The organism is Tardiphaga sp. 172_B4_N1_3, assembly GCF_052076035.1.
Lineage (GTDB): Bacteria > Pseudomonadota > Alphaproteobacteria > Rhizobiales > Xanthobacteraceae > Tardiphaga > Tardiphaga robiniae.
On record NZ_CP197238.1, the window covers coordinates 4,031,554 to 4,056,409 of the forward strand.

Annotated in this window: 22 protein-coding genes and 1 tRNA gene; 10 read left to right on the forward strand and 13 right to left on the reverse strand. The window is 62.5% G+C overall.

Annotated features, from left to right (window positions below; all coding sequences use genetic code 11):
• Nucleotides 1–60: 60 nt before the first annotated feature.
• The 4 genes from AB7783_RS19115 to AB7783_RS19130 form a co-directional block, all read right to left on the reverse strand.
• Nucleotides 61–792 (reverse strand): amino acid ABC transporter ATP-binding protein, encoded by a 732-nt coding sequence (locus tag AB7783_RS19115; RefSeq protein WP_089265828.1) that lies wholly within the window; start codon nt 790–792, stop codon nt 61–63.
• Nucleotides 793–843: 51 nt separating this feature from the next.
• Nucleotides 844–1,536 carry an amino acid ABC transporter permease gene (locus tag AB7783_RS19120; RefSeq protein WP_068728918.1) on the reverse strand — a complete coding sequence of 231 codons (693 nt, stop codon included), beginning with the start codon at nt 1,534–1,536 and terminating at the stop codon, nt 844–846.
• A 3-nt stretch (nt 1,537–1,539) separates the two neighbouring features.
• Nucleotides 1,540–2,271, reverse strand: a complete 732-nt coding sequence (locus AB7783_RS19125) for an amino acid ABC transporter permease (RefSeq protein WP_441278500.1) — start codon at nt 2,269–2,271, stop codon at nt 1,540–1,542.
• A 248-nt stretch (nt 2,272–2,519) separates the two neighbouring features.
• Nucleotides 2,520–3,437 (reverse strand): amino acid ABC transporter substrate-binding protein, encoded by a 918-nt coding sequence (locus tag AB7783_RS19130; RefSeq protein WP_441278501.1) that lies wholly within the window; start codon nt 3,435–3,437, stop codon nt 2,520–2,522.
• A 161-nt stretch (nt 3,438–3,598) separates the two neighbouring features.
• Here AB7783_RS19130 and AB7783_RS19135 point away from each other — a divergent pair, with 161 nt between their 5' ends.
• Entirely contained in the window at nt 3,599–5,017 is a 1,419-nt protein-coding gene (locus tag AB7783_RS19135; RefSeq protein WP_441278502.1) for a DHA2 family efflux MFS transporter permease subunit, read from the forward strand.
• Here AB7783_RS19135 and AB7783_RS19140 read toward each other — a convergent pair.
• From AB7783_RS19140 to cpdR, 3 genes are all read right to left on the reverse strand, one after another.
• Nucleotides 4,977–5,798, reverse strand: a complete 822-nt coding sequence (locus AB7783_RS19140; RefSeq protein ID WP_441278503.1) for a gamma-glutamyl-gamma-aminobutyrate hydrolase family protein — start codon at nt 5,796–5,798, stop codon at nt 4,977–4,979. The genes AB7783_RS19135 and AB7783_RS19140 overlap by 41 nt on opposite strands.
• A gap of 163 nt (nt 5,799–5,961) precedes the next feature.
• Nucleotides 5,962–6,036 (reverse strand) — tRNA-Val (locus AB7783_RS19145).
• A gap of 128 nt (nt 6,037–6,164) precedes the next feature.
• Complete coding sequence (cpdR, locus tag AB7783_RS19150) at nt 6,165–6,524, reverse strand: cell cycle two-component system response regulator CpdR (protein ID WP_015669438.1); 360 nt, start codon at nt 6,522–6,524, stop codon at nt 6,165–6,167.
• 292 nt (nt 6,525–6,816) lie between these two features.
• Here cpdR and AB7783_RS19155 point away from each other — a divergent pair, with 292 nt between their 5' ends.
• The 3 genes from AB7783_RS19155 to hisN all read left to right on the forward strand — a co-directional run bounded on the left by AB7783_RS19155 (nt 6,817) and on the right by hisN (nt 9,498).
• The gene (locus AB7783_RS19155; protein WP_441278504.1) at nt 6,817–7,704 is read left to right on the forward strand and encodes an N-formylglutamate amidohydrolase; all 888 of its coding nucleotides are present in this window, start codon (nt 6,817–6,819) and stop codon (nt 7,702–7,704) included.
• Nucleotides 7,705–7,931: 227 nt separating this feature from the next.
• On the forward strand, nt 7,932–8,096 hold the full coding sequence (locus tag AB7783_RS19160) for a Flp family type IVb pilin (RefSeq protein ID WP_175367776.1): 165 nt from the start codon (nt 7,932–7,934) through the stop codon (nt 8,094–8,096).
• Nucleotides 8,097–8,715: 619 nt separating this feature from the next.
• Nucleotides 8,716–9,498, forward strand: coding sequence for a histidinol-phosphatase (gene hisN / locus AB7783_RS19165; RefSeq protein WP_120287185.1), 783 nt, complete (start codon nt 8,716–8,718; stop codon nt 9,496–9,498).
• A 10-nt stretch (nt 9,499–9,508) separates the two neighbouring features.
• Here hisN and AB7783_RS19170 read toward each other — a convergent pair whose 3' ends face one another.
• Nucleotides 9,509–10,402, reverse strand: coding sequence for a LysR substrate-binding domain-containing protein (locus AB7783_RS19170; RefSeq protein ID WP_441278505.1), 894 nt, complete (start codon nt 10,400–10,402; stop codon nt 9,509–9,511).
• A 93-nt stretch (nt 10,403–10,495) separates the two neighbouring features.
• Here AB7783_RS19170 and AB7783_RS19175 point away from each other — a divergent pair, with 93 nt between their 5' ends.
• Complete coding sequence (locus AB7783_RS19175) at nt 10,496–11,248, forward strand: sulfite exporter TauE/SafE family protein (protein WP_439074619.1); 753 nt, start codon at nt 10,496–10,498, stop codon at nt 11,246–11,248.
• 3 nt (nt 11,249–11,251) lie between these two features.
• Here AB7783_RS19175 and AB7783_RS19180 read toward each other — a convergent pair whose 3' ends face one another.
• The gene (locus tag AB7783_RS19180) at nt 11,252–11,890 is read right to left on the reverse strand and encodes a LysE family translocator (RefSeq protein WP_441230716.1); all 639 of its coding nucleotides are present in this window, start codon (nt 11,888–11,890) and stop codon (nt 11,252–11,254) included.
• A 12-nt stretch (nt 11,891–11,902) separates the two neighbouring features.
• Nucleotides 11,903–12,850, reverse strand: a complete 948-nt coding sequence (locus AB7783_RS19185; protein WP_439074617.1) for an alpha/beta fold hydrolase — start codon at nt 12,848–12,850, stop codon at nt 11,903–11,905.
• Between the two features lie 199 nt (nt 12,851–13,049).
• Here AB7783_RS19185 and AB7783_RS19190 point away from each other — a divergent pair, with 199 nt between their 5' ends.
• Nucleotides 13,050–13,526 (forward strand): Hsp20 family protein, encoded by a 477-nt coding sequence (locus tag AB7783_RS19190; RefSeq protein WP_176454637.1) that lies wholly within the window; start codon nt 13,050–13,052, stop codon nt 13,524–13,526.
• Between the two features lie 92 nt (nt 13,527–13,618).
• On the opposite strand, the gene AB7783_RS19195 is transcribed toward AB7783_RS19190, so the two are convergent.
• A complete protein-coding gene (locus AB7783_RS19195; protein WP_441278506.1) occupies nt 13,619–14,464 on the reverse strand; it encodes a hypothetical protein in 846 nt (281 codons plus the stop codon).
• 547 nt (nt 14,465–15,011) lie between these two features.
• On the opposite strand from AB7783_RS19195, the gene gltB reads away from it, so the two are divergent.
• Both gltB and AB7783_RS19205 read left to right on the forward strand, forming a co-directional pair.
• Nucleotides 15,012–19,769, forward strand: coding sequence for a glutamate synthase large subunit (gene gltB, locus AB7783_RS19200; RefSeq protein ID WP_184512061.1), 4,758 nt, complete (start codon nt 15,012–15,014; stop codon nt 19,767–19,769).
• A 147-nt stretch (nt 19,770–19,916) separates the two neighbouring features.
• Nucleotides 19,917–21,374: a glutamate synthase subunit beta gene (locus tag AB7783_RS19205; RefSeq protein ID WP_441278507.1), complete on the forward strand. Its 1,458-nt coding sequence runs from the start codon at nt 19,917–19,919 to the stop codon at nt 21,372–21,374.
• Between the two features lie 63 nt (nt 21,375–21,437).
• Here AB7783_RS19205 and AB7783_RS19210 read toward each other — a convergent pair whose 3' ends face one another.
• Nucleotides 21,438–21,788, reverse strand: a complete 351-nt coding sequence (locus AB7783_RS19210) for an endonuclease domain-containing protein (RefSeq protein ID WP_441278508.1) — start codon at nt 21,786–21,788, stop codon at nt 21,438–21,440.
• Between the two features lie 242 nt (nt 21,789–22,030).
• Here AB7783_RS19210 and AB7783_RS19215 point away from each other — a divergent pair, with 242 nt between their 5' ends.
• Together AB7783_RS19215 and AB7783_RS19220 are read left to right on the forward strand one after the other, a co-directional pair.
• Nucleotides 22,031–22,411 carry a DUF930 domain-containing protein gene (locus AB7783_RS19215; protein ID WP_441278509.1) on the forward strand — a complete coding sequence of 127 codons (381 nt, stop codon included), beginning with the start codon at nt 22,031–22,033 and terminating at the stop codon, nt 22,409–22,411.
• A gap of 167 nt (nt 22,412–22,578) precedes the next feature.
• The gene (locus tag AB7783_RS19220) at nt 22,579–24,282 is read left to right on the forward strand and encodes an SGNH/GDSL hydrolase family protein (protein WP_441278510.1); all 1,704 of its coding nucleotides are present in this window, start codon (nt 22,579–22,581) and stop codon (nt 24,280–24,282) included.
• 156 nt (nt 24,283–24,438) lie between these two features.
• On the opposite strand, the gene AB7783_RS19225 is transcribed toward AB7783_RS19220, so the two are convergent.
• Complete coding sequence (locus tag AB7783_RS19225) at nt 24,439–24,801, reverse strand: CsbD family protein (protein ID WP_441278511.1); 363 nt, start codon at nt 24,799–24,801, stop codon at nt 24,439–24,441.
• Between the last annotated feature and the right edge of the window lie 55 nt (nt 24,802–24,856).

Consider the following 24,856-nt stretch of genomic DNA (forward strand, 5'->3'; position numbering starts at 1 on the left):
TTCAAGAATCTGCATAAACTTGAGGCACTTGCGCGATGCTGTATGCGCCCGCTCCCTGCGTCAGTGCGCGAGGATCTTCGACAGGAAGTGCTGCGCGCGATCGCTGCGCGGATGACCGAAAAAGTCATCCTTCTGCGCGTCTTCGACGATCTCACCGGCATCCATGAAGATGACGCGGTTGGCGACCTTCTTGGCGAAGCCCATTTCGTGGGTCACCACCATCATGGTCATGCCTTCCTTGGCGAGTTCGACCATGACATCGAGCACTTCGTTGATCATTTCGGGATCGAGCGCCGAGGTCGGTTCGTCGAACAGCATGCAGATCGGATCCATCACCAGCGCGCGCGCGATGGCGACACGCTGTTGCTGACCACCGGAGAGCTGGCCGGGATATTTCTGCGCATGCGCCGTGAGGCCGACGCGCTCCAGCATCTTCATGGCCTTGGCCTTCGCCGCATCTTCCGAGCGACCGAGCACGATGGTCTGGCCAAGACACAGGTTCTCGACGATCTTCAGATGCGGAAACAGTTCGAAGTGCTGAAACACCATGCCGACGCGTGAGCGTAGCTTCGGCAGGTCCTTCTTCATCGTCGTCACATTCAGTCCATCGACCATGATGGTGCCCTGCTGCACGGGCTCCAGCGCATTCACGGTCTTGATCAGCGTCGACTTGCCAGATCCCGAGGGACCGCAGACGACGACCACCTCGCCTTTCTCAACGGCCGTCGTGCAGTTCTTCAACACCTGGAACTGCGGGTTGTACCACTTGCTGACTTTTTCGATGGTGATCATGGGCATGATGAGCGACCGATAGTTGGAGGCAAAGACTGAAAGCGAAAGTGGCTAGCGGATGATGCTGATGCGCTTCTGCAAGCGCTTCACAAAGAATGACGCGGTGAAGCAGATCAGGAAGTAGACCAGCGCCGCGAACAGATACATTTCGGTGAGACGACCGTCGCGCTGCGCAACCTTGGACGCGGCGCCCAGGAAATCCGTGATCGACAGCACGTAGACCAGCGATGTGTCCTGGAACAGCACGATGGTCTGGGTGAAGATCACCGGCAGCATGTTGCGGAACGCCTGCGGCAGCACGACATGGCGCATCACCTCGCGATAGTTGAGCCCGATGGCATAGCCGGCCATCACCTGCCCCCGCGGCACCGACTGGATGCCGGCACGCATGATCTCCGAGAAATAGGCAGCCTCGAACAGCGTGAAGGTCACGATAGTCGAGGCGTAGGCGCCGACCTGTACCGGCTGATCGGAGCGGATGATCCACTGTCCGACATAGGGCATCAGGAAGTAGAACAGGAAGATCACCAGCACGAGCGGCAGCGAGCGCATCAGATTGACGTAGCTCACCGCGAAGCCTGACAGCACGGCGCTGGACGACAGCCGCATCATCGCGATCAAGGTGCCGAGGATGAGACCGAAGACGGTCGCAATTGCCGTCAGCGTGAGGGTGAACGCCATGCCCTGCTGAAACAGATAGGGCAGGCTGCGCCAGATGACGTCGTAATCGAAATTGCTGAACATCGCTTATTTCCCCTCGTTGAAGCCGGGGATCGCCAGGCGCTTTTCGAGGATGCGCATTCCGATCGTCACGACGGCGCTGAGGACGAGGTAGATGGCGGCTGCGGCCGAGAAGGCCTCGAACACCTGGAACGAGAATTCCTGCATGGACCGCGCCCGTGCCGTCAGTTCAAGCACACCGATGGTGAGTGCGGGCGCCGTGTTCTTGATGGTGTTGAGAAATTCGGAGGTCAGCGGCGGAAAGATGATGCGATAGGCCAGCGGAAGCAGGATGTAGCGATAGGTCTGCCAGGTGGTGAGGCCGATTGCCGTGCCGGCCATGCGCTGGCCCTTGGGCAGTGCATTGATGCCGGCGGTGATCTGTGCAGCGACGCGCGACGACATATAGAAGCCAAGCCCGAGCATCGCCGCAATGAACGGCCCGTTGCGCAGTTGCTTGATCCAGATGCCGAGATCGCCGGGCAAAAGTTCGGGAATGACGAAGAACCAGATGAACAGCTGCACCAGCAGCGGAATGTTGCGGAACATCTCGATATAGGCATTGCCGACAAACACCGCCCAGCGCACAGGCAGGGTCCGCATGATGCCGATCAGAGAGCCCATCACGAACGCGATGAACCAGGCGCAGAGTGCGAGCAGGATCGTGACCTGAAGGCCGCTCATCAGCGAGCCAAAATAGGTCCCCGTCGCATCAGGCGTCTGATCCCAGAAGATTCCCCAATTCCAGTTATAGTTCACGCATTCACCCCCACGCGCCGTCCACGCGAAAACCTGGCAACCTCAGGCAGAAACCCATGCAATGGCCGGGCCATTGCTTCTTCCCTCGCCCCGCCTGCGGGGAGAGGGTGGATCGAACGACCGAGAGTCGTTCGAGACGGGTGAGGGGGAGCCAGTGTTTTACTCGCTGCCTCCCCCTCACCCGTCTTACACGCGCTACGCGCATGTAAGACGACCTCTCCCCGCAAGCGGGGAGAGGTAAGCAAGAGTTAGTTGGCTGCGTAGGCGTCGGGATCAGGCGAATCCGACGGGCTGGCGAACGCCTTCTTCTGCTCGGCTCCCATCGGAACGTTCAGATTGAGGCCCTTGGGCGGAATCTTCTGCGTGAACCACGTGTCATAGATCTTGGCGCCTTCCGGGCTCTTGTAGAGCTCGGCAGTGGCCGCATCGACAACCTTCTTGAACGGCGCGTCGTCCTTGCGGAGCATGATGCCGTAGGGCTCAGCTTTCGAGAACGCGTCCTTGGAGATCACATAGGCGCTCGGATCGCGCGCACCGGCAGCAAGGCTGGCAAGCAGGATGTCATCCATCACGAACGCCACAGCGCGGTCGGTCTCGACCATCAGGAATGCTTCAGCGTGATCCTTGGCGGGAATGACGTTGATGCCGAGATTGCGGGCGGCATTGGCTTCGGTGAGCTGCTTGATGTTGGTGGTGCCGGAGGTCGAGACCACCGACTTGCCCTTCAGATCGTCGATCTTGTCGAGCTTGGCGGCCTTCTTCGAGACGAAGCGGCTGGCCGTCAGGAAGTGCGTATTGGTGAAGGCAACCTGCTTCTGGCGATCGGCATTGTTGGTGGTCGAGCCACATTCGAGGTCGACGGTGCCGTTGGCAATCAGCGGAATACGTGTCGCCGAGGTGACCGGATTGAGCTTCACCTCGATCTTGTCGTTCTTCAGCTCTTTCTTCACCGCATCGACGATCTTGTAGCAGATATCCATGGCGAAACCGACGGGCTTCTGATTGTCATCCAGATAAGAGAACGGCACCGAGGAATCGCGGAAGCCGATGGTGATGGCGCCGGTGTCCTTGATCTTCTTGAGCGTGCCGGTGAGCTCCTGAGCGCCCGCCTGCGTCGTGCAGACCGCCGCGGCGATCATGGTCCCCAACAGATAAATTCGTTTCATAGTCCCTCTCCTCAACACAGTCCGATCTCACGCCGACGACTCTCTTACCGAGCGCCCCGGCACGACCGCCCGGGATGCTTGCACAATCGGGGCCAAAACGGAATTGCCCGATCGGAGGACAATGGTTTGTTCTGAGCTCCCGTTCCCCCTACAACCCGGTCATGAGTAACGCCTTGCATGCGCTTTGTGACGCAGGCGCCGCCGGCGCCACGGAAAAGATCGATGATATCAGCCATCCCGGCCTGGTGATCACCACCACGATTCTGGCCTCCAGCCTGGCCTTCATCGACGGATCGGTGGTGAATGTCGGACTTCCGGCCATTGCTGCGAGTTTTCAGGCCGATGCCGTCGACCTGCAATGGGTGATCAATGCCTATCTGCTGCCGCTCAGTGCACTTCTTTTGCTCGGCGGTGCAGCAGGCGACCGTTTCGGCCGCCGCAGACTTCTGATCTGGGGCGTCGGCCTGTTCGCGCTGGCCTCGCTGGCCTGCGCTGTGGCGCCCAGCCTGCCTCTGCTGCTGGCCGCGCGTTTCCTTCAGGGCGTCAGCGCGGCGATGCTGATGCCGAACAGCCTGGCGATCCTCGGCCAGACGTTTTCCGGCGAAGCCAAGGGCCGCGCTATCGGCATCTGGGCTGCCAGCGGCGCTGCCGCCGGCGCGCTCGGACCGGTGTTGGGCGGATGGCTGATCGACATCGGCAGCTGGCATCTCATCTTTCTCATCAATGTGCCGATTGCATTGGCGGCAATGGCGCTTGCCTGGCTAGGCATCCCCCGCGATCGACACGACAGCGACGAGCCGCTCGATAGTCTCGGCGCCATCCTCGCGACTGTGGGACTTGGCCTGACGACCTGGAGTCTGACCGAAGCTACGTCACATGATTGGACGGGTTTCACGCTTGGCGCGCTCGTCGCAGGACTCCTGCTCTTGCTTGTGTTCGTGTGGATCGAAGGCCGTAAGGGCGAACGCGCGATGATGCCGCTCGCACTGTTCGGGTCGGCGAGCTTCGTCGGCCTGACGCTGCTGACATTCTTGTTGTACGGCGCACTCGGTGGGCTGTTCGTCCTGATGCCTTTTCTCCTGATCGAAGCCGCCGGCTACACGGCGACACAGGCCGGTGCCGCGCTGCTGCCCTTGCCGCTTGTCATCTCTTTGACATCACCGCTCGCTGGCTCGCTCGCAGCCAGAACCGGCCCGAGGATCATGCTGACGCTGGGACCGGTGATTGTGGCGATGGGTTTTCTGCTGGCACTCCGAATCGGTCCCGACACCAGCTACTGGACCAGCGTCTTCCCCGCCATGGTCGTCATCGCCATCGGCATGGCCGGCGCTGTCGCACCTCTGACGACTGCCGTGCTGATGTCCGTCGATGCACGTCACACCGGGTCAGCATCGGGCTTCAACAGCGCGGTCGCTCGCACGGGCGGCCTTGTGGTCACGGCGCTGATCGGATCGGTCATGGCGGCAAAGGGGCCGGCGCTGATCACCGCATTTGCCGCAGCGGCGGTCGCGGGTGCCGTGCTTTGTGTCGCAGCCGCGCTCAGCGCGTTCCTGCTGATAGCGGCGCGGCCGCAGCCGTGAAGGCCCCACGCTGCCTGCGAGCGGCCACCGCTTCGCCGAACGCCTGAAACAGCGTGCGGTTGATCGGATTGATCTGCGGATCATATTCGGCGTGCCATTGCACACCGAGCGCGAAGCTCGGCGCATCGGCAATGCGGATGGCCTCGATGGTGCCGTCCTCGGCAATACCCTCGATCACCACTCGCTCGCCAGGGATATCGATGCCCTGACCATGCAGGGAATTGACCGTGATGGTCTCGCGCCCCAGCAGGCTGGCGAAGGTGCCGTTGCTGGTCAGATGCACGTCGTGGCGATCGGCAAATACGACCGCCGGATCGGGATGGATCTCGCCGCTCTCGAGCCGCGGCATGCGATGATTGATGCGGCCAGGAATCTCGCGGATCTCGGGATGCAGCGAACCGCCGAACGCAACGTTCATCTCTTGCAATCCGCGACAGATGCCGAAGATCGGGACCCCGCGCGCGACACAAGCTTCGATCATGGCCAGAGCCACCGCATCGCGCCCATTGTCATAGGGCTCGTGACGGGCATGGGCTTCCATTCCGAACCGGGTCGGGTGGACATTGGCCCGAGCGCCGGTGAGCAGGATGCCATCGACCAGATCGAGCACCTGGCCGATATCGGTAATGTCGGGGGTGCCGGCAAACATCATCGGCAGGGCATTGGCCACTTCAGCGACCGCACGAAGGTTGTTTTCTCCGACCGCCTGGACGGAGAACCTGTTCTCAATGCGATACGCGTTGCCGATCACGCCGATTACCGGCCGGGTCTTCGTTGGCATCAGCTTCCGGTCGAAAAGTCCTGGACCATTGAGCTATAGCCGAGTCACGGCGTGAACACGACTGGTTCCGAATAAAACTGTCACTAATCGGAGCATTAGGGAAATAAACGTCTCCCGGCGCCTGAAAATCCAGCAGTTTTCGAAAGTGTGAGGTGCGTTTGGATGGTGGGCGCGACAGGGATCGAACCTGTGACCCCTTCCATGTCAAGGAAGTGCTCTCCCGCTGAGCTACGCGCCCTAAGAACCGGTCGTTACGGGTGTGGGGTCTATAACGGGTCAAACCCGGACAAGCAAGGACGGCGGAGTACCAATCCTTGCCTGATTTGCAGGAAATCCAAGAAAGAAATCCAGGAAAACGGGCTGCCCTCAGGCGGCCAGCATCTTGTTCACTTCGCTGACCAATTCGCGCAGGTGGACCGGCTTGGACAGCACCTTGGCGTTTTTCGGCGCTTCCGAGTCGGAATTCAGCGCCACGGCGGCGAAACCGGTGATGAACATGATCTTGATGTCGGGGTCGAGTTCGCTGGCGCGGCGCGCCAGTTCGATCCCGTCCATCTCCGGCATCACGATGTCCGTTAGAAGCATTTCAAAGGGTTCCTCGCGCAATCTCTGATAGGCTGACATCCCGTTATCGTGATGCGACACCTGAAAACCGGCGTTTTCCAACGCCTTCACCAGGAAGCGGCGCATGTCGTTGTCGTCTTCTGCGAGAAGGATTTTGTGCATGGCGGTTGGACGTCGAACCCGAATGAGAGGACCTGTTCGCCCACTAAGCCCGAGGTCTGGTAAATTTCGGGTGAAGGTGATCAGCGCAGACTGTGCATAAGCGTCTCAAGATGGTGCGCCAGAACGTCGTGAAACACAACAAATGAGCGCGTTTCTCGCGATCGCCGCGCCTGCGGAAGGTTTTTAACTTGGCAGACTTGTTTCCGTTATCGACAATGCAGCCTCACAAAGCGCCGGTTTTCTGCCAGACTGGGCAAACCGTAGAACGCGGCTGCAGGGACGATGCGCGACGATGACCCAGTTTGACGGTGAGCTGTCGCCTCCCTTCGAGATCGTCGAGCCGGCCAACTGGCGCGCGCCGATCATTTTCAATTCCCCGCATTCCGGCTCGGTCTATCCGGCGGAATTCCTCGGTGCTTCCCGCATCGACGTAACGGCACTGCGCCGCTCGGAAGATTCGTTCATGGACGAATTGATCGCCGGATTGAGCGATCGCGGCTTCCCAGTGGTCCGGGTGCACTTCCCGCGCTCCTATGTGGACGTCAATCGCGAGCCCTATGAGCTCGATCCGCGGATGTTCAACGGCCGCCTGCCTAGTTTCGCCAATACCCGCTCGATGCGGGTGGCCGGCGGTCTTGGCACTATTCCCCGGGTGGTCGGCGACGGCCAGGAGATCTACCGCGAGCGGCTGGACGTCGATGACGCCCTCACCCGGATCGAGGCGTTGTACAAGCCGTACCACCGCGCCCTGCGCCGCCTGATCAACAAGGCGCACCAGACATTCGGCACGGTGATCCTGGTGGATTGCCACTCGATGCCCTCGATCGGAATTTCCCGCGAGGAGCCGCGCCGCCCGGACGTGGTCGTCGGCGACCGATATGGCACCAGCTGCGCCACTATCCTGGCCGAGGTGGTCGAAGACACATTCGGCGGCCTCGGCTATTCGCTGGGCCGTAACAAGCCCTATGCCGGCGGCTTCATTACCGAGCATTACGGCAACCCGGCCAGTGGGCTGCACGCCATCCAGATCGAGCTGAACCGGGCGATCTATATGGACGAACGCCGCCGTGAGCGAACCGCGCGCTTCGATCAGATTGCTGCCGATTTTACCGTCCTGGCCGATGCGCTGGCGAAGATCCCGCTGGACAGCCTCGGCCCGTTCCAGGCCGCCGCCGAATAGGCTGGGGCCGAACGGCTCGCCGGGGTTCGGACCTTCACTCAATCAGGTGGGGTATTTGGAACCGTGACCGCCGGGTCACGGCAGCGCTTATTTCGTGCGACAAATTGTCAATTTTCGCTGGATTTAGAGATGGGGCAGAGTTTTACCACCGGGATTAATGCAACTTTAGGTTATCCCCACCAGCGTGGTTCCGCGGATTGGAACCGCGTAAAATGGCAGGAGAGAACATGAAGAACATGATCAAGAAATTCTGGTCGGACGAATCGGGAGCGACTGCGATCGAATACGGGCTAATCGCCGCCGGCATCTCGCTGGCCATCATCGCCGTCGTCAACGGCCTCGGCACCAACCTCAACGGCAAGTTCACCGAGATCAACGGGTCGCTGAAGTAACCGCCACGACGTGGACACCGGCTTGAGGTTCTCAGCCGAATAAGTCTTGCTTGATGACTGACGTCGCAATGGGCCCGAGGCTGTCGGGGTGCCAGGCGACGAACAGGCCAGGCGACATAAAGACAATCGCCGGCAGCCACGTCGGCACGCCGTGATGCAAAACTCCTCCGACAAGAAAAAAGGACCGCTTGCGATAGCAAGCGGTCCAAGTCTAGGGAGGAAACGCCCAAGGAGGGCAGCGATAGCGCAAGCGCTACCGCACCGCAACAATATGCAGCCGCGACGCACCAAGTGCAAGAGTTTTCGGGCAAATTTCCATGCAAATTTCGCATGGTGATCGCACCATTCAGGCATAGGCGTCATAATTTCTACAAGCAAAATCAACGCGATATAGAAATGACAGTAGCTTTGACCTATTTAAGAAATGATCATATATTCATTTCATTGACCAATTTCTGATGCCGGACATCAGGAATCTTAGGGAAATCGCAATCCGATTCAGTGCTGTGGCTTAGGGGAATCGCAGAGAGATTTCGATCACCGCAGATGCGAGTCGTTGCCCTGCGCTGTATAGGAAGCGACACGTCCCCATCCAGCAGCCGCAACAAAGGACCTCTCCGTGACGGTCATCGACTTCAACGCCTTCATTGGTCGTCTTGCGACCTCGTCGGGCGAGACCATCCTGCCGTTCTTTCGCACCTCGCTGAGTATCGACAACAAGAACAGCACCGATTTCGACCCGGTCACGGAAGCCGACCGCGCTGCCGAAGCGGTGATGCGCCGGCTGATCAAGGCCAACTTCCCCCAGCACGGCATTGTTGGCGAGGAATTCGGTACCGAACGCGAAGACGCCGAATATGTCTGGGTGCTCGACCCGATCGACGGCACCAAATCCTTCATCTCCGGCTTCCCGATCTGGGGCACGCTGATCGCGCTGCTGCATCGGGGCACACCGGTCTATGGCATGATGCACCAGCCCTATATCGGCGAGCGCTTCAGCGGCGACAGCGGCTCGGCGCGCTACCAGGGCCCCAACAACACCACCCGCAAGCTTGCCGTGCGCCGCTGCGCATCGCTGAAGGACGCCACGCTGTTCACCACCAGCCCGCGGCTGATGGGCGACGCCGATCGCGCAAAATTTCACGACGTCGAAAAAGGCGTGCGGCTGACGCGCTACGGCGGCGATTGCTATTCCTATTGCATGCTCGCCGCTGGTCATCTCGACCTCGTCATCGAGACCGAGCTGAAGCCCTACGATATCGCAGCCCTGATCCCGATCATCACCGGCGCCGGCGGCGTGGTGACAACGTGGGAGGGCAAGCCCGCGCAGAACGGTGGCCGCATCGTCGCCGCCGGCGACCCGCGCGTGCATGAGGCGGCGCTGAAGATCCTCAACGCCTGATCGCGCATTGCTACGCCCGCGCTGCAGCCCGCAGATGCTCGATCATCTGCTGCGCGGGACGGGATAACGTCTTCAGGCTGCGAAAGCAGATCGCCAGCTTTCGATTGGCCCAAGGATCGCGAATCCGGATCAACGCCAACGCCGTCGACCGTGCGCAGCGCCGTGCCGCAACTTCCGGCACAATCGCAATGCCAACTCCCGCCGCAGCCATCTGGCACATCGCATCGAAATCCCGCATCTGCGCCCGGTAGCGCAGTCGCGCGCCCAGCTTCGCCGCATATTTGCCGATGTGGTTCTGCAGCGCCGTCGCATTGGTGAGGCCGATGAAGTCGCGGTCGATGATCTCATGGAAATCGATATGTCGGCGGCCGGCGAGATCGCTGCGCGGCGCCGTCACCAGCATCAGCCGGTCCTCGTTGAAGGTGAAGCGTTCCAGACTGTCCGGCAGCGTATGCTCGGCCGCGAAACCGAAATCGGCGATGCCGGCAGCGATTGCCTGTGCAATATCGGCGCTCTCGCGCTCCTCGACCTCGAGGCTGACATTGGGGTGCTCGCGCAGGAAACTTGCCAGCGCCTTCGGCAGATGTTCGGACAGGCCCACCGTATTGGCCAGCATCGACACACTGGCCTTCATTCCATTGGCATAGGCCGCCATGTCGCCGCGCATGGTCTCGACATTCTGCATGACGATGCGGGCATGGCCGAGCAGGCTCTCGCCGGCTGACGTCAGTGTGACGCCGCGCCGCCCGCGTTTCAGCAGCGGCACGCCGACTGTCGCTTCCAAGCCCTTGATCCTCGCACTCGCCGAGGCCAGCGCCAGATTGGCAGCGGCAGCACCCGCGGTGATACTGCGCGCCTCGGCCACCGCGACGAACAGTCTGAGATCGACAAGGTCGGCATGCATGGCGTTCTCCGCACCAGCCTTCGTTCCAAACGAAGGCAGTCTCCGTAACCTCCAGATTGTGCCGGCCGGGCCGATCGGTCAATGTGTCGCACCATGATCGATTCCATGCTCATTCTGATTGCTGCTGTTTTCGCGCTCGCCGGCTTCGTCAAAGGCGTCATCGGCCTCGGCCTGCCCACCGTCTCGATGGGCCTGCTGGCAGTGACCATGACGCCTGTGCAGGCGCTGACCATCGTCATCGTGCCCGCCATCGTCACCAATATCTGGCAGACCTTCGCCGGCCCCTATCTGCGCGACATCATTCGCCGGCTGTGGCCGCTGCTGATCGGCACTGCGGTGGCCATCTGGCTCTGCGGCAGCCTGATGACCGGCCCCTACGCCAAATACGGCTCGATCGTGCTCGGCGTACTGCTGGTGATTTATGCCGTGGTGACGCTGGTGAAATTCCAGTTCAAGACGGCGCCGCAAAACGAGAAGTGGGTCGGCGGTATCGCCGGCGTGCTGACCGGCGTGGTCTCCGCGGCCACCGGGGTGCAGGTCATTCCCTCCATGCCGTTCATGCAGTCAATCGGCATGGAGAAAAACGAACTGGTGCAGGCGCTCGGCCTCTATTTCACCGTCGCCACGATGGCCCAGGCGTTCAACCTCACCAGCGCCGGTCTGCTCACGGCCGCGACGGCGGTGCCCGGCATTGTCGCAATGATCACCGCCTTTGCCGGCATGTTCATCGGCCAGGCGGTGCGCGACCGCATGGAGCCCGAGCAGTTCCGCCGCTGGTTCCTGATCGCGATGCTGCTGCTCGGGATCTATCTCTCCGTCACCGCCACTTTCGCGGTGCTGAAGTAAACGCTAGCGTGTTTCGAGCATCGCCACGCGGATGCCGAGATAGATGAACACGCCGCCGAGCGCGCGGTTGATCCACACCATTGCCTGACTGGATTGCCGAACGCGGCTGGCGGCTTTGGCCGCGACAATGGCCGTGCCGAGCCCCCAGATCGTGCCCGTGCTGATGAAGATCAGCCCAAGTACGATGAAAGCCAACGCCTTGCTGGGCGCATCCACGTCGACGAATTGCGGCAGGAAGGCGAGAAAGAACAGCGCCACCTTCGGGTTCAGCGCGTTGGTGAAGGCGCCCTGCCAGAACACCTGCCGAAGCGACAGCAGCGGCTTTTCCGCAGCGTCGTTCGTTGCAACTGTCGATGCCCGCGCACGCAGCATCTGCACGCCGGTGTAAAGCAGATAGGCCGCACCGATCCATTTCACTGCGGTGAAAGCATAAGATGACGCCGCCAGCAGCGCCGACAATCCGACCGCCGCGGCGAAGACATGGACCAGACATCCTGCACTGATCCCCAGCGCTGCCGCGACGCCGCCGCGCCAGCCCATCTGCACGCTGCGCCCGACGATATAGGCCGTGTCCGGCCCCGGCGTGATGTTGAGCAGGATGCCGGAGAGGATGAAGAGCCAGAGGCCGTGAATACCGAGCATGAGTGACTTTCGTTACTTGAACAGAGGCGTGCCCGGCACGAACGCATCGAACGCCGCCCAGAATTGCTGGCGATAGCGATCTTGCTCCTGCAGGATCTCGTGACGGGAGCCGGCGATCACCAGATGCGAGCCGGCACGCAGGTGATAGGCGAATTCCTCGATGGCCGGCGTCGACACCACCTGGTCGTTGCTAGCCGCCAGCATCAGGATCGGCTGACGGATCTTCACGGGATAGCTGGCCTCGCGAAAGCCGTGCATCCCACGGATCGCCGTATCGGCCCAGGCCACCGTCGGTGAGCCGATGCCGAGCGTCGGATCCTCTTCGAGGATCGCCGCGTTGCGCGCATAGCGCACCGGATCGCTGGTCAGCTTGTTATTGGGGAATGACGAGGTCCCGACCAGTTCGCCATTGCCGCCGGGAATGTAGTTGCCGCCCTGCCCGGTCCAGCGCATGACACGCAACAACAACCGCGCCGGCAGCGAGGTCGAACGGCCCGGCAGATCGATCATCGGCGCCGACAGCACCATGCGATCGAACCAGCGCTTGCCGGAATGCGCCACACGCAGCATCACCGCGCCGCCCATCGAATGCGCCAGCGCGAAATAGGGCGGCGGGCAATCCGGCATCACCACCTGCTGCACGAAACTTTCGACGTCGATCTCGAAATCCGAGAAGCTGCGCACGTAACCCTTGCGGCCATCGCGCAACTGCCGCGACGAATGCCCCTGCCCGCGCCAGTCGATCATGGCCACTGCAAAGCCGCGGTCGCGCAGGTCACGCACGGTCTCGAAATACTTCTCGATATATTCGCCGCGCCCGCTGAACACGCAGACCGTGCCCTTGCGCCCGGTCGTCGGCGCCCAGCGCGCAAAACGTAGCTCAGCGCCGTCCGGCGTCTTGATGGTGCCGGACACGGCCCCCTCGGGAACGGGGTTGGCGGGAATGGAGACGAGCGTCATGGCGGGGGACCGGTTAGGCGAAAAACGCGGGATTTCAAGGGCGGGAGACAGGTCGGCGCGAATCTTTCGGCCCCCCTTGCGAGCCGCCAGACCCCTCCCATATCAGCTTCGTGCAGGCCTCTCTAGGCTGCATGACACGAAAGCCCGGCCCTTATGGCGGGCGGGTTATTGCAACAGTCGCTCAATGGAGGACTATCCAATGCGTAGCTATGATCTCACCCCGTTTTATCGTTCCACCGTCGGTTTCGACCGCCTGTTCAATCTGCTCGATCAGAGCACAGGTGACGCAGCGCCGGGCTATCCGCCCTACAATATCGAGCGCACCGGCGAGAACGAATACCGTATCAGCGTCGCCGTTTCCGGGTTTGCGCAGAACGAGCTCTCCATCGTCGCGAAGGAAAACACGCTGACGATCAAGGGCGAGAAGGCTGCCAACGAGAATGGCAGCAAGGCCGAAGTGCTATATCGTGGCATCGCCGCCCGCGCCTTCGAACGCGCCTTCCAGCTTGCCGATTTCGTACAGGTGAAGAACGCCTCACTCGAGAACGGCCTGCTTCATGTGGACCTCGTCCGTGAGATCCCGGAAGCCAAGAAACCGCGCAGCATTCCGATTTCCACCGGCGCCGTGAGCGCGCCGCAGGTGGTCGACGGCTCGGCCGAGAAAGTCGCCGCGTAACCGCGACTTTGTGAAGTAAAGTAAGTGTAGCTGTAAATGAAACGCCCCGGAGCAATCCGGGGCGTTTTGTTATGTGCGCAGCGCTGCACTAACTATTCCATGCCCTGGACGGGCGGAGGAGTGTCCGCAGGCTTACTAGGCTCTGTAGGCTTTGCTTCCGTCGCGGGAGGCGGAACCGTCGGTGCTGCGGCCTCCGGCTTCGAGGCAGTAGAGGTCGACGGCGCAGCACCTGTCGTTTCCGGCGGTTTCGTCTCAGCCGGCTTCTGCTCAGTCACGGCCGATTGCTGCACGGGCGCAGCGGCGGGCGGCGTTTCAGGTGGTTTGACTGCGACCGGCTTGGTCTCGCCTGGCGTAACAGGCTTGGCCGGCGCCGCAACCGCGCGCACCGGTGGCCGCTTCGGCAGCGGCACGCTCGTCGTGCGGCTGGCAACCTTCGGCGCGGGCGTTGCCGTTCCGGCCGTAAACGGCGGGCGGCGATATTGCGGCAGGGTCGGCACTGCGCCTTGCGGGCCATAGCGCGTGTCGATCTCCTCGCTCATCCGGTCGCCCATGCGATAGGCCGGAATGAAGCGCAGAATGCGTCCGCTGCGCGCATCGATCACCAACCGGCCGTCCTCGCCGTCGAGGTCGATCGCCGCAACCGTGTAGATGAGGCCGCGTTGCTGCGGCATGCCGAGGGCAGAGAAGCCGGCCTCGCGGAGGATCGAATAGACCTCGCGCAGCGGCAGCACCGCCAGATCATAACCGCGGCGCAACACGCCATAGGGGCGCGGCTCCGCATATTCCACGGGCGGCATGGCCGCATAGGGACCGCCGACATCGGATACCTGCGCCACAGCGGCAACGTCGCCGCGCATCGGCGGCAGCGCCTGTGCCTGTACAGCGCCGCTCGCCAGCAACAGACCGGCCGAGGCCAGACATCCCACAAGTACCTTCATTGCATGCTCCTTCGACGCCCCCGCGCCCGGAGAGTGTTCAACTTCCTGAACCTCACGCTTCGCTCGCCTGCCAGCACCGCTGCCACAGGCGTTAACGAGCACTGCGCAACCTCACCGCTGAATCCGGCAGCCCTTGGGCCAGCCTTTGGCCGGAACGCGGCACCTCCGGGCTGAATGTGTCGACGCCAGCTTGGACAATTTGGCATGCGTTGTTGCTATGCGACGACGGACTCAAGCGCGCTTGTGTGCTAGATAAAAATTTGGCAAAGTCCTGGTTAGGACAGCATCACTGTCGCAATTTTTGGTGGCAAATCCGGCACAGGGTTTGCAACATAAGCAGGCGTCGCGACTAAAAAACACGCCTGCTGAGACGAAATGCCTTTAAGGCGAGATATGGGGTGGCCGCCGGGGACGATGGGCACCACCAGTCTGAATTCTGAAAACGAGGCTCGCAAGACGCGCGAGCGGTAGCCCGAACGGGTTCCGCGAGCGTCAAAGGTGCGCCGACAAGGGTGGCAGAACCCCGACGGGGGTTGAGAGGACGAAGATGAGCGGATCAGAGCACGAGCGCCAATTGATCGAAACCGGCACGCATTCGGCGGCCCCGGCTATCAAATCGGCTAACGTGAAAGACACCGCCATCAAACCGGAACTCCATACCTACCGTCCGCCGGCGCTGGGCCTCTATGACCCGTCGCAGGAAAAGGACGCCTGTGGCGTCGGCTTCATTGCCAACATCAAGGGCCGCAAGTCGCATCAGATTGTGTCTGACGCGATCAGCATCCTGTGCAACCTCGAGCACCGCGGCGCCACCGGCGCAGATCCGCGCTTTGGCGACGGCGCCGGTATTCTGGTGCAGATCCCGCATAAGTTCTTCGTCCGCAAGACTGCGGAACTCGGCTTCAGCCTGCCGGAGCCTGGCCAATACGCCATCGGCGCGCTGTTCATGCCGCGTGATACCGCGTGGCGGAAAGTCATTCAGGGCATCATCGGCGACCAGATTAAGGCCGAAGGCCTGAAGCTGCTCGGCTGGCGCGACGTCCCGACCGACAACGCATCGCTCGGCGAAAGCGTGAAGCCGACCGAGCCTGCCAACATGCAAGTCTTCATCGGCATCGGCAAAGCCAAGATCGCCGACGAGGACGAATTCGAACGTCGTCTGTACATTCTCCGCAAGTCGATCTCGCAGGCGATCTATCAGCGCCGCGAGCGCGGCCTTGCCGGCTACTATCCGTGCTCGATGTCGTGTCGCACGATCATCTACAAGGGCATGTTCCTCGCCGACCAGCTCGGCAGCTACTATGCCGACCTGCACGAAGAGGATTTCGAAAGCGCGCTGGCACTGGTGCATCAGCGCTTCTCGACCAACACCTTCCCGACCTGGTCGCTGGCGCATCCCTACCGCATGGTCGCGCACAACGGCGAAATCAACACGCTGCGCGGCAACGTCAACTGGATGGCGGCGCGTCAGGCGTCGATCGAGTCCGAACTGTATGGCAAGGACATCAGCCGTCTGTGGCCGATCTCCTATGAAGGCCAGTCGGACACTGCCTGCTTCGACAACGCGCTCGAATTCCTGGTGCAGGGCGGCTACTCGCTGCCCCACGCCGTGATGATGATGATTCCGGAAGCCTGGGCCGGCAATCCCCTGATGGATGAGCAGCGCCGCGCCTTCTACGAATATCACGCCGCGATGATGGAGCCGTGGGACGGTCCTGCTGCGCTTGCTTTCACCGACGGTCGCCAGATCGGCGCGACGCTGGACCGTAACGGTCTGCGCCCCGCACGTTATCTCGTCACCAAGGACGACCGCATCGTGATGGCGTCCGAAATGGGCGTGCTGGCGATTCCGGAAGAAGACATCATCACCAAGTGGCGTCTGCAGCCCGGCAAGATGCTGCTGGTCGACCTCGTCCAGGGCCGTCTGATCCCTGACGACGAGATCAAGGCGACGCTGGCCGCAAGTCATCCCTATAGCGAGTGGCTTGAACACACCCAGATCGTTCTGGAAGAGCTCCCGGACGCGGCGGCCAAGGGCCAGCGCTCCAACCTGCCGCTGCTCGATCGCCAACAGGCCTTTGGCTACACCCAGGAAGACGTCACCATCCTGCTGACGCCGATGGCGTCGCAGGGCGAGGAAGCGTCGGGCTCCATGGGCACCGACACGCCGATCTCGGCGCTGTCGAGCAAGCCGAAGCCGCTGTTCACCTATTTCAAGCAGAACTTCGCGCAGGTCACCAACCCGCCGATCGATCCGATCCGTGAAGAGCTCGTCATGAGTCTCGTCTCGATCATCGGACCGCGGCCGAACCTGTTCGACCTGCAGGGCGTTGCGACCACCAAGCGTCTCGAAGTGCGCCAGCCGATCCTGACCGACCAGGATCTCGAAAAGATCCGCTCGATCACCGATGTCGCCGAGTCGCACTTTGTCTCGCGTACCCTCGACACCACCTTCCATGCCGGTTTCGGCGCGGCAGGCATGGAGCAGGTGCTGGATGAACTGTGCGCCCGTGCGGAAGCTGCGGTGCGCGAAGGCGTCAACATCATCATCCTGTCCGACCGCATGGCCGGCTCGGATCGCATTCCAATTCCATCGCTGCTGGCCTGCGCCTCCGTGCATCATCACCTGATCCGCACCGGCCTGCGCACCTCGGTGGGCCTCGTCGTCGAATCCGGCGAACCGCGCGAAGTGCATCACTTCGCCTGCCTCGCCGGCTATGGTGCCGAAGCGATCAACCCGTATCTGGCCTTCGAATCCATCATCGCCATGAAGGACCGGCTGCCGGTGCAGCTCGACGACTACGAAATCGTCAAGCGCTTCATCAAGTCGATCGGCAAGGGCCTGCTCAAGGTCATGTCGAAGATGGGCATCTCGACCTACCAGTCCTATTGCGGCGCGCAGATCTTCGACGCTGTCGGCCTGCGTCAGGAATTCGTGACGAAGTACTTCACGGGCACCCACACCAAGATCGAAGGCGTCGGCCTCGCCGAAATTGCCGAGGAAACCGTGCGTCGCCACAACGAGGCGTTCGGCGAGATCCAGATCTACAAGACCGCCCTCGATGTCGGCGGTGAATACGCCTATCGAAGCCGTGGTGAGGATCACGCCTGGAACGCCGAGTCGGTATCGCTGCTGCAGCATGCGGTGCGCGGCAACTCGCAGGATCGCTACAAGGCCTTCGCCAAGATCCTCAACGAACAGTCCGAGCGTCTGCTGACGCTGCGCGGTCTGTTCAAGATCAAGACGGCCGAAGACGAGAAGCGCAAGCCCGTGCCGCTCGACGAAGTCGAATCCGCTGCGGACATCGTCAAGCGCTTTGCGACGGGCGCCATGTCCTATGGCTCGATCTCGCGCGAGGCGCATACCACGCTGGCCATCGCCATGAACCGGATCGGCGGCAAGTCGAACACCGGCGAAGGCGGCGAGGAGTCGGATCGCTACAAGCCCATGCCGAATGGCGACAGCATGCGTTCGGCGATCAAGCAGGTCGCGTCCGGCCGTTTCGGCGTCACCACGGAATATCTCGTCAATTCCGACATGATGCAGATCAAGATGGCGCAGGGCGCGAAGCCCGGCGAAGGCGGTCAGTTGCCCGGCCACAAGGTCGACGCGACGATTGCCGCCGTGCGCCACTCGACCCCGGGCGTCGGTCTCATTTCGCCGCCGCCGCATCACGACATCTATTCGATCGAAGACATCGCGCAGCTGATCTACGACCTCAAGAACGTCAATCCGACGGGCCAGGTCTCGGTCAAGCTGGTGTCGGAAATCGGCGTCGGCACGGTCGCCGCGGGCGTCGCCAAGGCGCGCGCGGACCATGTGACCATCGCCGGCTTCGAAGGCGGTACCGGCGCGTCGCCGCTGACCTCGATCAAGCATGCGGGTTCGCCTTGGGAAATCGGTCTTGCCGAAACCCATCAGACCCTGGTGCGTGAACGGCTGCGTAGCCGCATCATCGTCCAGGTCGACGGCGGCTTCCGCACCGGCCGCGACGTCGTCATCGGCGCGCTCCTCGGCGCCGACGAATTCGGCTTCGCCACCGCGCCCTTGATTGCTGCCGGCTGCATCATGATGCGCAAGTGCCATCTCAATACCTGCCCGGTTGGCGTCGCCACCCAGGATCCGGTGCTGCGCAAGCGCTTCACCGGCCAGCCCGAGCACGTGATCAACTACTTCTTCTTCGTCGCTGAGGAAGTCCGCGAGATCATGGCCCAGCTCGGCTATCGCAACTTCGACGAGATGGTCGGCCAGGTGCAGATGCTCGACCAGTCGGCCCTCGTGTCGCACTGGAAGGCCAAGGGTCTCGACTTCTCCAAGCTGTTCGTGCGCCAGCCCGAACTGCCCGGCCAGAAAATCTATCACACCGAGGATCAGGACCATCACCTCGAAGCCGTGCTCGATCGCGAGTTGATCAAGCAGGCGCAGCCCGCGCTCGACCGCGGCGCGCCGGTAAAGATCGACACCAAGATCAACAGCACCAACCGTTCGGCCGGCGCCATGCTGGCGGGCTCGGTGGCCAAGATCTACGGCCATGCCGGCCTGCCGGACGACACCATCAAGGTGTCGCTGAAGGGCACCGCCGGTCAGGCCTTCGGCGCCTGGCTGTGCAAGGGCATCACCTTCGATCTCGAAGGCGAAGGCAACGACTATGTCGGCAAGGGTCTCTCGGGCGGCAAGATCATCGTGCGTCCGCCGGCTCATTCCGCCATCGTGCCCGAAGAGTCGATCATCGTCGGCAACACCGTGATGTATGGCGCGATCGAGGGCGAATGCTACTTCCGCGGCGTCGCCGGCGAGCGTTTCGCCGTGCGTAACTCCGGTGCCGTGGCCGTCGTCGAAGGCGCCGGCGATCACTGCTGCGAATACATGACCGGCGGCATCGTCGTGGTGCTGGGCAAGACCGGCCGTAACTTCGCGGCCGGCATGTCCGGCGGCGTGGCTTACGTGCTCGACGAAACCGGCGACTTCCCGAAGCTGTGCAACATGGCGATGGTCGAACTCGAACCGGTTCTCTCGGAAGAGATGATCGCCGAGAACACCTATCACCACTCCGGCGATCTCGAAGCCCATGGCAAGGTGGACGTATTCGCCAACTTGCTCGATAGCGACATCGAGCGCCTGCATGTGCTGATCACGCGTCACGCGAAATATGCCGGCTCGGCCAAGGCTGCGATGATCCTCGCGGACTGGAAAACCTGGCTGCCGAAATTCCGCAAGGTGATGCCGGTCGAGTACCGCCGCGCGCTGCGCGAGTTGAAAGCGAAAAGCGCCGAGGCCGAACCGCAGATCGCGATCGGCGCGTAAGGAAAAAGGCCCTCATGGTGAGGAGGCGCGCAGCGCCGTCTCGAACCATGAGGGACAAATCACGCATCCTTCGAGACGCGGCCAAGTGGCCGCTCCTCAGGATGAGGACGGAATTTGGAACTTAAGAGTTCAGAGGCGTCAGTTGTAATGGGCAAGATCACGGGTTTTCTGGAAATCGATCGTCACGACCGCAAGTATGCGCCGGTTGCCGAGCGCCTGAAGGGCTATAACGAGTTCGTCATTCCGCTCAGTGAGAAAGACACCCGCGATCAGGCCGCGCGCTGCATGAATTGCGGCATTCCCTATTGCCACGGCACCGGCTCGGTTCAGCCCGGCACGCCCGGCTGCCCGGTCAACAACCAGATCCCGGACTGGAACGACCTCGTCTATAGCGGCAACTGGGAAGAAGCCTCGCGCAACCTGCACTCGACCAACAACTTCCCGGAATTCACCGGCCGCATCTGTCCGGCACCGTGCGAAGCCTCGTGCACGCTGAACATCGATGACAACCCGGTCACCATCAAGACCATCGAATGCGCCATCGTCGACAAGGCATGGGACAATGGCTGGCTGAAGCCGCAGGTCTCCGCTGTGAAGACCGGCCGCAAGGTCGCCGTGATCGGCGCCGGTCCCGCCGGCATGGCCTGCGCACAGCAGCTCGCGCGCGCCGGCCACGACGTCCATGTCTATGAGAAGTTCGCCAAGGCCGGCGGGTTGATGCGCTATGGCATTCCCGACTTCAAGATGGAAAAGCACATCATCGATCGCCGCGTCGCGCAGATGGAAGGCGAAGGCGTCACCTTCCATTACGGCAAGGCTGTCGGCGGCACATCACCCGGCGCCATCGACCCCGCCGAATTGCTCAAGGAATATGAAGCCATCGCGCTGACCGGCGGCGCCGAGCACGGCCGCGACCTGCCGATCCCCGGCCGCGAATTCGACGGCATCCATTTCGCGATGGACTTCCTGCCGCAGCAGAACCGCCGCGTCGGCAACGAGCCGCTCGGCGACGTCAAGGAGATCCTGGCCGGCGGCAAGCATGTCGTCGTCATCGGCGGCGGCGACACCGGCTCCGACTGCATCGGCACCTCGCTGCGTCAGGGCGCGCTGTCGGTGACCCAGCTCGAAATCATGCCGGCTCCGCCCGAGCAGGAGAACAAGGGTCTGACCTGGCCGAACTGGCCGCTGAAGATGCGGACCTCGTCGAGCCAGGCCGAAGGCGCCAAGCGCGAATTCGCCGTGCTGACGCAAAGCTTCGAAGGCGTAGACGGCAAGGTCACCAAGCTGAACTGCGTGCAAGTCGACGACAAGTTCAAGCCGATCCCCGGCTCGGAATTTGCGCTGCAGGCCGATCTCGTGCTGCTGGCCATGGGCTTCGTCCATCCCGTCCACGAAGGCATGCTGAAGACCCTCGGCGTCGATCTCGACCAGCGCGGCAACGTCCGCGCCGCAACGACGGACTTCGCGACCTCGCTGCCCAAGGTGTTCTCCGCCGGCGACATGCGCCGCGGCCAGTCACTGGTGGTCTGGGCGATCCGCGAAGGCCGCCTGTGCGCCCGCGCCATCGATCAGGCGCTGATGGGGACGACGACGCTGCCGAGGTAAGGCGACGAGTGATCTAACTGTGAGCTTCAAGAGCCTCGACGCGAAAGTGTCGAGGCTCCTTTCTTATCCCTCCCCCTTGTGGGGAGGGTGGACGGCCGTAAGGCCAGCCGGGTGGGGGGAGCCCAGAGCTCCGATTATCGACTCCATCACGCCATCCAGATTCCGATCCACCTCGAAATTCCAGAACCGCATCACGCGAAATCCCTCGCCGCGCAAGAACGCATCCCGCGCTTCATCCCGACGCGCCGCCTCATCGAAATTATGCTGTCCGCCATCGACTTCGATGACCAGACACTCACGAAACGACACGAAGTCCACGATGACGTGCTTGATCGGCGCCTGCCGCCGAAAGTGAAAGCCGAGCGGCTTCAGCTCACGCAGCTTCACCCACAGCTTCGCCTCCTGCGGCGTCACTACAAAGTTGCGCCTTTCGGCGCTCTATCCCCCTCACATCAAAGGGGACCACCGGAAGGCCAACTTGCGCGGCGGCGCGGGACAGACGGCGCGTGCGCGCGTCGACCCCATTCATGACCGGGACTCGCACAGCGCGACCGGGCGCGCAGCGCATCCCAGAGTGGGTAGTCAGCAACCTCCGGACACGCTAAGCGGATGTCATCCCGTCGGTTCATCCTTCCAAACGTGTTGTCCCTTCCCGCATGAAATTCCTGCTTATTCCGCTCGGCCTCGTGGCGCTCGTCCCGCAGGCCCATGCCAGCGATGCCCGCTTCATGGCGGCCCTCGGCAAGCTCGATCCCAAGACCCGGCTGGAGCAGGTCTGCGACTTCGAGGCGATGCGCCGGATCAGCAAGGGCGGCCCGCGCGTCGAGCGCGCCAAATCCGACGCGCTGATGCCGCCGCAGCATCTCGGCAATACGCTGATCGCCAAGGGCGGCGCCTATCGCGCGGGCGGCAAATGGATGCAGGTCGCCTTCACCTGCAAGGCGACGCCGGACCACAAGACGGTGCTGGATTTCACCTACAAGACGGGAACGGTCATTCCGCCCGCCAAATGGCAGTCTTTGGGGCTCTGGAAGTAATCCAGGCCTCGCCGTTCACCCTGCCGCTAAAAGTTCCGGGATTTGCTTGACGTTAACGCCCGGCGGCGCTTGATGGCGGGATCGCGGCTGCCCGCTTGCGGCCCGAATCCGGTAGTATGTCGAGCGGGAACCCGGGTCTGCGGACCCTGCGATTGCGGTCGAGGCGCATGTCACAGAAGCCCAACTTGCCGAGATGGCGGATCGACCACTGGCGTGCCGAAAAGGGCACGCTGATGGTGCTCGCCGTGGCGCTGGGCCTCCTGATCGGCATCGTGGGTCCCGCGTCGGCGCAATTTTTCGGTTTCGGCGGTCCGCAGCAACCTCCACCGCGTCCGCAGCGCAATGTGCCGCAGGGCGGCGGTGGCGGCTTCGGCTGGTTCGGCGGCGGCAATGACAGCCCGTTTTTCGCGCCGTTCCAGCAGCAACAGGCGCCGAAGCGGGCCGCTCCACGCGAGGACTATTCGCGCGCACCCTCGCCGGAAAAACGCGATGCCCCGGCCGAGCGTAACGTGCTGGTGCTCGGCGACAGCATGGCCGACTGGCTCGCTTACGGCCTCGAGGACGCCTATGCCGAACAGCCCGACATGGGCGTGATCCGCAAGCACAAGACCGTCTCCGGCCTGCTGCGCTATCAGCCGAAAGGCGAGCCCGCCGATTGGGCCGCGGCAGCCAAGGGCATTCTCGCCACCGAGAAGCCCGATGCGATTGTCGTCATGCTCGGCCTCAATGACCGCGTCGCAATCCGCGAGCCCGACAAGGCCGCCGAGAAGAAGGGCGCCAAGAAGGACGAGAAGAAAGACAGTGCGGCCGAGGTGAAGCCCGGTGACAAGCCGGCCGAGCCCGAAGCTGACGATGCAGATATTCCCGATCCCGGTTCGATCGTGACCGAGCGCGGCGCGCGCACCGGCGGCATGGTCGATTTCCGCGACGAGCGCTGGGGCGAGCTCTACTCGAAGAAGATCGAGGAGATGATCAACGTCGTGAAGGCGAAGGGCGTGCCCGTGCTGTGGGTCGGCCTGCCGGCAGTGCGCGGCACCAAGGCGACCGCCGACATGCTCTATCTCGACAATCTCTATCGCGACGCCGCGACCAAGGCCGGCATCACCTATGTCGATATCTGGGACGGCTTCGTCGATGAAGCCGGCCGCTTCCTGCAGCAGGGCCCGGATTTCGAAGGCCAGATCCGCCGGCTGCGCTCGGCCGACGGCGTCTATTTCACCAAGGCCGGCGCCCGCAAGATGGCGCATTACGTCGAGCGCGAGATTACCCGTTTGCTCTCCGGCCGCTCCGCGCCGATCGCGCTGCCGAGCGAGCCTGCGACACCCGATCTCAATGCCGTGCCTGGCGCGCCGCCGCCGCGTCCGCTGGCCGGCCCCATCGTGCCATTGGTCGCTTCCTCGGTCGGCACCGATCAACTGCTCGGCGGCCCCGGCGTGAAGCCGGTGAGTGTCGATGCGCTGGTGGCTCGTGTATTGGTCAAAGGCGAGCCGCTCGCCGCACCGGCCGGCCGCGCCGATGACTTCGCCTGGCCGCGCCGCGAGATCGGCCGCGAACAGGCCAAGGGCGACGTTCCCGTTGCTGCAGCCACACCTGCTACCTCAGGCACGAGCGGCGTCGCTGCGACGACAGGGCCGGATGGCATCGTTCCGGTGATGGCAGCGCCGGCCGCACCGAAGAAAAAGCCGAAGCCCGTCATCGCCACCGAAGCGCCGTCATCCTTCGGTAGTTTCTTTGGCTTCGACGATGCGCCGCGCCGCGCGCCCGTCCAGCAGGCGCCGCAGCGCCCCCGCCCGGCCCAGGCACCCGGTCCGCGCCCGCCGGCGAATGTCGGCCCCGCCGCCTCCGCCCCCTCCGGTTTCTTCACGCGCTAACCGCGCGAAAAATTCCGACGCGAAATTTCAGAGTCAAAAAAATCCCTCAGCCTTTGCGGGCTGAGGGATTTTTGCTTTGGATATTTTCTTGGACGTTTTCTCAGATCCGGCCGCTGACACTTCTGCGGCGTCCGTTATGTCAGCCGTGATCTGCTATCAATAACCGAAACGGTTCGGACGACGGCGCGGCGGACGCGTCATCAGCATCGCCAGCGCAAAGCCGATAGCGCCTGCGATCAGCAGCGAGCCCAGCGGATTCTCGCGGACCTTGTCGGTGATCGCCTGCGTCCCGTCGCGATAGACATCGCTGTCGAGCGCATCCTTGGCATAGCTGGTGGCGGCGTCCGATGCGTCGCGCACGGCATCCTTGGCTTGGCCATACAGGTTCTGCACGGTGCCCGTCGCTTCGCGCGCGCGGCCCGAGGCTTCAGTCCGCTCATCGCCCGTGGCTCGGCCGATCACACCTTCAACCTTGCCAGCTGCATCCTTGGCTGCGCCCGCAATACGGTCCTTGTCCATGTCCATTACTCCGTGAGGAAATTCTCGCCGGTGTAATGCCTGAAGCCAGTACTGG

Coding starts and splice junctions, on each gene's coding strand:
- AB7783_RS19115 (WP_089265828.1), bottom strand. CDS start 792: ATGATCACCATCGAAAAAGTCAGCAAGTGGTACAACCCGCAGTTCCAG.
- AB7783_RS19120 (WP_068728918.1), bottom strand. CDS start 1,536: ATGTTCAGCAATTTCGATTACGACGTCATCTGGCGCAGCCTGCCCTAT.
- AB7783_RS19130 (WP_441278501.1), bottom strand. CDS start 3,437: ATGAAACGAATTTATCTGTTGGGGACCATGATCGCCGCGGCGGTCTGC.
- AB7783_RS19135 (WP_441278502.1), top strand. CDS start 3,599: ATGAGTAACGCCTTGCATGCGCTTTGTGACGCAGGCGCCGCCGGCGCC.
- AB7783_RS19140 (WP_441278503.1), bottom strand. CDS start 5,798: ATGCCAACGAAGACCCGGCCGGTAATCGGCGTGATCGGCAACGCGTAT.
- cpdR (WP_015669438.1), bottom strand. CDS start 6,524: ATGCACAAAATCCTTCTCGCAGAAGACGACAACGACATGCGCCGCTTC.
- AB7783_RS19155 (WP_441278504.1), top strand. CDS start 6,817: ATGACCCAGTTTGACGGTGAGCTGTCGCCTCCCTTCGAGATCGTCGAG.
- AB7783_RS19160 (WP_175367776.1), top strand. CDS start 7,932: ATGAAGAACATGATCAAGAAATTCTGGTCGGACGAATCGGGAGCGACT.
- AB7783_RS19170 (WP_441278505.1), bottom strand. CDS start 10,402: ATGCATGCCGACCTTGTCGATCTCAGACTGTTCGTCGCGGTGGCCGAG.
- AB7783_RS19175 (WP_439074619.1), top strand. CDS start 10,496: ATGATCGATTCCATGCTCATTCTGATTGCTGCTGTTTTCGCGCTCGCC.
- AB7783_RS19180 (WP_441230716.1), bottom strand. CDS start 11,890: ATGCTCGGTATTCACGGCCTCTGGCTCTTCATCCTCTCCGGCATCCTG.
- AB7783_RS19185 (WP_439074617.1), bottom strand. CDS start 12,850: ATGACGCTCGTCTCCATTCCCGCCAACCCCGTTCCCGAGGGGGCCGTG.
- AB7783_RS19190 (WP_176454637.1), top strand. CDS start 13,050: ATGCGTAGCTATGATCTCACCCCGTTTTATCGTTCCACCGTCGGTTTC.
- AB7783_RS19195 (WP_441278506.1), bottom strand. CDS start 14,464: ATGAAGGTACTTGTGGGATGTCTGGCCTCGGCCGGTCTGTTGCTGGCG.
- gltB (WP_184512061.1), top strand. CDS start 15,012: ATGAGCGGATCAGAGCACGAGCGCCAATTGATCGAAACCGGCACGCAT.
- AB7783_RS19205 (WP_441278507.1), top strand. CDS start 19,917: ATGGGCAAGATCACGGGTTTTCTGGAAATCGATCGTCACGACCGCAAG.
- AB7783_RS19215 (WP_441278509.1), top strand. CDS start 22,031: ATGAAATTCCTGCTTATTCCGCTCGGCCTCGTGGCGCTCGTCCCGCAG.
- AB7783_RS19220 (WP_441278510.1), top strand. CDS start 22,579: ATGTCACAGAAGCCCAACTTGCCGAGATGGCGGATCGACCACTGGCGT.
- AB7783_RS19225 (WP_441278511.1), bottom strand. CDS start 24,801: ATGGACAAGGACCGTATTGCGGGCGCAGCCAAGGATGCAGCTGGCAAG.